Source organism: Streptomyces sp. a15 (assembly GCF_059026085.1).
The window spans coordinates 1-4,075 of the sequence record NZ_JBWLKM010000187.1 but is presented as its reverse complement, the minus strand read 5'-3'; the positions used below and the strand labels follow the sequence as shown (position 1 = coordinate 4,075).

Below are 4,075 nucleotides of genomic sequence, written 5' to 3'. Positions count from 1 at the left end.
GAACCCGCGCCCGCGCCGGTGTTCTTGTACTCGGCGAAGCGGTCGTCCTTCCAGGAGAAGCCGCTCATGTCGGTCCAAGGGGTGGACCTGAGCCTGGCGCCGGACGCGGATCGCGTCCTGGTGGTCGACGAGGGGCGGCTGGTGGAGGCGGGGTCGCACGCGGAGCTGATGGCGCGGGGCGGGGTGTACGCGCGGCTGGCGGGGCCGATGCCGGGGGTGCTGGCCGCACGCGGCGGAGACGACACGCTGACTCTCCGGATCTGAAGGGTCCCCCGCGGTCGAACCGGCTGCCGCCGTCCCACTCGCCGCGTGGCTGGTCGGCCAGGTGCCCGGGGACCTGCCGTGCCTGATCGTCTGCGGCGCGAACGCCGACTGGGCCGCCGAGTGAGCGGCCGGTCGCGGTGCCCTCGACGGTGACCGCCGCACTGGCTTGGCTGGTGTTCCGGGGACGAGGTCGGTGGTCATCTGCGCACGGCGAAGGGCGTCGGCTGATGCGGGCCCACGGGTCCGCCTGTGTGCGTCAGGCAGAGGAAGCCGTGAGTTCGGGTGGAACACAAGGATGCTGAGCGACCTGAAGGGCTTCGGCGGTGACGTCGGCCTGGACCTTCTTGGTCATCACGGCCGCCCGCCGAACTGCCAGTTGCGCACCTCAATGTCGGCGTACCGGTCCGGGGTCAGGATGGCGCGTGCCGTGTCCGGGTCCGGCGCCCGGACCAATGCCGCCGTGCCCAGCCAGGTTGCGCCGTTGTCGGACAGCAGTGGCCCGTAGGCGATTGGCTCTTCCCGGTCGGGCGGCACCGTGAGGTCGGCAGCCTGCCCCGTGCCGAGGCCGATCACCAGGTAGCGGTTGCCGCCGGTCCGGCCGCCGGGGAAGTCCCACATGGTGCGCCCCAGTGTGTTGCGCCACCGTCGCAGCAGCACGTCCCGGTAGACGCCGGCCTGGTAGTTCGGCTCGTCGAAGGCGAACGCGCGGGCAGCGGCGGGGTCGGGCAGGTTGACCATGTGCACGCTGCCGGTGGGGGTGTCGCCGTCGTCGGCGAGGGTCGGGCCTCGAGCGATCATCTCCTTCGCGTACCGATCCATATAGGACCAATGCTCTTCCAACAGCTCGTCACGCAGCGGCAGGGAGCCGGGCCGGTCGCGGTGGTAACAGAGGAACTCCATGGCCAAGGATCTCTTCACGGAGGTAACCAGGTCGAGCAGGTTTCACTGCGATGGCTACTCGGTGGCCTGCTCCAGCAGGGCCCCTGCGGAGTCGCGACGAGTTTGATGACTCAGCGGGACTGAAGAGAACTCACGGGATGTCGCACACTCAACGGGCCGGTTGTCGGCGTCGTAGGCGCTCCCCTCCGTGGCCCGGAAGGCCATGCCCTCGGCTCGACGTTCACCGTTCGCTCCCGGGGATACGTGTGCCGCGACTGACCGCGATACGGAGAACGTCCGCCAGACATTCCGCCGCCCTGGTCAGAGCGAAGCGCACGGCTCGCTCGCCGGCCTTGGAGGTAGCAGGGTTTGCCGTCGGGGGTGGTCCAGGGCAGCAGACGGAGGTCGTTGCTAGTCAGCGGTTCTTCGGAGGCGCTCACGCGGAGACCTCCATCCCGTGGATCCGGCGCGGGCCAACGTCGATGCCGTGGACGGCGAGCCACAGGGCTCGGCGCCGTTGCCGTTGGAGCCTTCGCTCGCGGCGTTCTTCCGGGGTGAGGAGGTACGGGCGTACGAGCTGGTCGTCGGGCTCGAAGGGCCATACGTCGAGCGGGCGGCCGACTTGTGCGGGCACCAACACCGTGTCCTGGAGGGTCCGTTGGGCCGGGGCGGCTCGATGGCGGCCCTTTGCGGGCAACAGCGCCCGTACGAGTGCCAGCAGTAGCAACTCGCAGAGTCCCGCGATACGTTCGCGCATGTCGGCGCTCCTTGTAAGCGTCGGCCACGCCCCCGGACCGAGCAGCATCGGTCGCGGGGGTCTTTGCGTGGCGGTGGTCGTGACGAGCGGTGATTACCGTTCGTGTCTCCATCGTCACTGCTGCGACGTACTCTGCGGAAGAGGTTCGGTGTTGTCTGGAGCGCCAGGCAACGGGGAGGGGTGACGTGGCCGAAGTGGTTGACGGGGAGCGGGAGTCGGGGCGGGCCGTGCTGGGCCGAACGCTGAAGTTCCTCCGGGAAAAGGCGGGTAAGTCGCTGGGGCAACTCGCCGACGACACCGGATACGACAAGAGCTACCTGAGTCGGCTGGAGTCCGGTGAGCGGCTGTCCAAGGTGACGGTCATGGAGGACCTGGAACGGGTACTACGGGGCCGGTGACCTGCTGGTTCGGCACTGGCACTCGGCGCGGCTGGACGCGTTCAAGGACCAATACAAGGAGTACATGAAGCTGGAGTCGACGGCGCGGGTCATGTGGCTCTTCACGCCGGGAAATGCCTGGGCTTCTGCAGACCGAGGACTTCGCCCGGGAAGTGTTGTCTGGGGCCCAGACAACGGCTGACGGTGACGAGGCCGTCGAGGAGCAGGTGGCGGCACGGCTCGGACGGCAGTACGTCCTGCGGCAGAAGCCTGAGCCCGACATCCGCGTCATCATGGACGAGTTCGCGCTTCGGCGCCCCGCGGCCCAGGGCAAGACGTGGCGCGGCCAGCTGCTTCATCTCGAAGCCGCTGGGATGTGGCCCAATCTGGCGTTGCAGGTACTCCCGTTCTCAGCGGGCGCGCACCACCATATGAACGGGTCGCTGACCCTGCTGTGGCAGAGGGACGGAAGCGCCGTTGCCTACAAGGAAGGCAACGGTTGCAGTCGGTTGATCGAGGATCCGGACGAGGTTCTGCGACAGCGATTGTCCTACGATCGGCTCCGCGACCTGGCGCTGTCCCCGTCGGACTCGCTCGCGTTCATCAGGGACGTATTAGAGGAGCACAGACACCATGACGCACACCCCTGATCTCAGCACCGCCGTGTGGCGCAAGTCGAGCTACAGCGAAGGGGGAGCCAACGACTGCGTCGAGGTTGCCGACGGCTACGCCGGCATAGTTCCTGTCCGGGACAGCAAGACCCCGGTGGCCCGTCCGCTGGCCTTCTCGGCCGCTGCCTGGTCCGAGTTCGTGGCGGGGGTCAAGGGGGCGGCGGGTCTGCACACCTTCGGGTGATACCTGCCGGAATTCCTGACTTTCGTGGCCTCGCAGCCAACACGGTGGATCTTGTGACCAGGACACGAACGACTGATCCAAGAAGGGCGGGCGGTTATGGTCGTAGACACGACACGTCGGAGGAGGACAACGATCATGGCTACCCACGCTGCGGAACCCGATCCGGTCGTCCCCCCCATGCCCGAGCGGACTCCGAAGGCGCTGCGCAGGGCCATCGCCGAGGACGCCCCGCACCTCCTCCCGGACTTCGACGAGCACTGGAAGTGGGCCGTCGCCGACGCGTACGACATCAGTACTGTGCCCGCCTTCATGGCCCGCTGGTGGGTTGAGTACGCGATCGCCCGCGATCCGAAGCTGGACGCCTACGTGACCGGCCTCCACCACCGCGCGGCAGAGTCCACCGACATCGCTGAGGCCAAGGCGCTCATCGAGGAGTCGTCCAACATTCGTCACCAGGCACAGCGGCTGGAGCCCGGTCAGTGACCGGTGACGGCTTCATGGGGCCGCCCTGGCAGATGGACTGGACACTCAAAGCCCAGGCCGCCCGCGATGCACTGCCCGAGCAGGTGCGGAAGGTGATCGACACCGTGCGCGCCGAACTGGTCACGGCCGAGGATCCTTATTTCCGGGGCATCGACGCCGATGCGGACCTCCCCGCCGGCATGAAGGTCCGCCCGCTGCGGTCCACCGATCTGAGAGGGCGCCGCATCATCTTCTTCGACAACGGAAACGGCTGGCTGATCTACGACTTCGTGCGCCGCACGGAGGATCCGCAGATTGTCGTGGACGAGGTCTTCTGGCAGTGAGCCGCCTCAGGAAGCCGTAGGCGTCCAGTCCCCCAGCCAGTCCGCCACCTCTTGGCCGGAGGCCTGCGCGTCCGTCAGCTGAGGCCGGTCCGAGCTCGCGGAACCCGCGCCCGCGCCGGTGTTCTTGTACTCGGCGA

General features: G+C 67.9%; 8 protein-coding genes and 1 pseudogene. 6 read left to right on the top strand and 3 right to left on the bottom strand.

Annotation, left to right across the window (positions count from 1 at the left end; all coding sequences use genetic code 11):
- Positions 1–264, top strand: a 264-nt coding sequence (locus AC5P09_RS51305) for a hypothetical protein (protein WP_493880527.1), incomplete at its 5' end; no start/stop codon positions are given.
- 351 nt (positions 265–615) lie between these two features.
- On the opposite strand, the gene AC5P09_RS51300 is transcribed toward AC5P09_RS51305, so the two are convergent.
- Positions 616–1,164 carry a YciI family protein gene (locus AC5P09_RS51300; protein WP_493880528.1) on the bottom strand — a complete coding sequence of 183 codons (549 nt, stop codon included), beginning with the start codon at positions 1,162–1,164 and terminating at the stop codon, positions 616–618.
- Between the two features lie 415 nt (positions 1,165–1,579).
- Positions 1,580–1,900 (bottom strand): hypothetical protein, encoded by a 321-nt coding sequence (locus AC5P09_RS51295; protein ID WP_493880526.1) that lies wholly within the window; start codon positions 1,898–1,900, stop codon positions 1,580–1,582.
- 185 nt (positions 1,901–2,085) lie between these two features.
- Here AC5P09_RS51295 and AC5P09_RS51290 point away from each other — a divergent pair, with 185 nt between their 5' ends.
- From AC5P09_RS51290 to AC5P09_RS51270, 5 genes are all read left to right on the top strand, one after another.
- On the top strand, positions 2,086–2,298 hold the full coding sequence (locus AC5P09_RS51290) for a helix-turn-helix domain-containing protein (RefSeq protein ID WP_493880525.1): 213 nt from the start codon (positions 2,086–2,088) through the stop codon (positions 2,296–2,298).
- Positions 2,299–2,411: 113 nt separating this feature from the next.
- A complete protein-coding gene (locus AC5P09_RS51285; RefSeq protein WP_493880524.1) occupies positions 2,412–2,927 on the top strand; it encodes a DUF5753 domain-containing protein in 516 nt (171 codons plus the stop codon).
- The gene (locus tag AC5P09_RS51280; RefSeq protein WP_493880523.1) at positions 2,911–3,132 is read left to right on the top strand and encodes a DUF397 domain-containing protein; all 222 of its coding nucleotides are present in this window, start codon (positions 2,911–2,913) and stop codon (positions 3,130–3,132) included. Before AC5P09_RS51285 ends, AC5P09_RS51280 begins: the two co-directional genes overlap by 17 nt.
- Positions 3,133–3,267: 135 nt before the next feature.
- Positions 3,268–3,615, top strand: coding sequence for a hypothetical protein (locus AC5P09_RS51275; protein ID WP_493880522.1), 348 nt, complete (start codon positions 3,268–3,270; stop codon positions 3,613–3,615).
- Positions 3,612–3,938 (top strand): hypothetical protein, encoded by a 327-nt coding sequence (locus AC5P09_RS51270; protein ID WP_493880521.1) that lies wholly within the window; start codon positions 3,612–3,614, stop codon positions 3,936–3,938. The genes AC5P09_RS51275 and AC5P09_RS51270 overlap by 4 nt, the downstream gene beginning before the upstream one ends.
- Positions 3,939–3,944: 6 nt before the next feature.
- Here the strand turns inward: AC5P09_RS51270 and AC5P09_RS51265 are convergent.
- Positions 3,945–4,075: pseudogene (locus AC5P09_RS51265) on the bottom strand (pectinesterase family protein); the annotation flags it as partial.

What these genes read in the sequence shown, in the direction of transcription:
- AC5P09_RS51285 (WP_493880524.1), top strand. Translation starts at nt 2,412, where the DNA reads ATGCCTGGGCTTCTGCAGACCGAGGACTTCGCCCGGGAAGTGTTGTCT.
- AC5P09_RS51275 (WP_493880522.1), top strand. Translation starts at nt 3,268, where the DNA reads ATGGCTACCCACGCTGCGGAACCCGATCCGGTCGTCCCCCCCATGCCC.
- AC5P09_RS51295 (WP_493880526.1), bottom strand. Translation starts at nt 1,900, where the DNA reads ATGCGCGAACGTATCGCGGGACTCTGCGAGTTGCTACTGCTGGCACTC.
- AC5P09_RS51280 (WP_493880523.1), top strand. Translation starts at nt 2,911, where the DNA reads ATGACGCACACCCCTGATCTCAGCACCGCCGTGTGGCGCAAGTCGAGC.
- AC5P09_RS51300 (WP_493880528.1), bottom strand. Translation starts at nt 1,164, where the DNA reads ATGGAGTTCCTCTGTTACCACCGCGACCGGCCCGGCTCCCTGCCGCTG.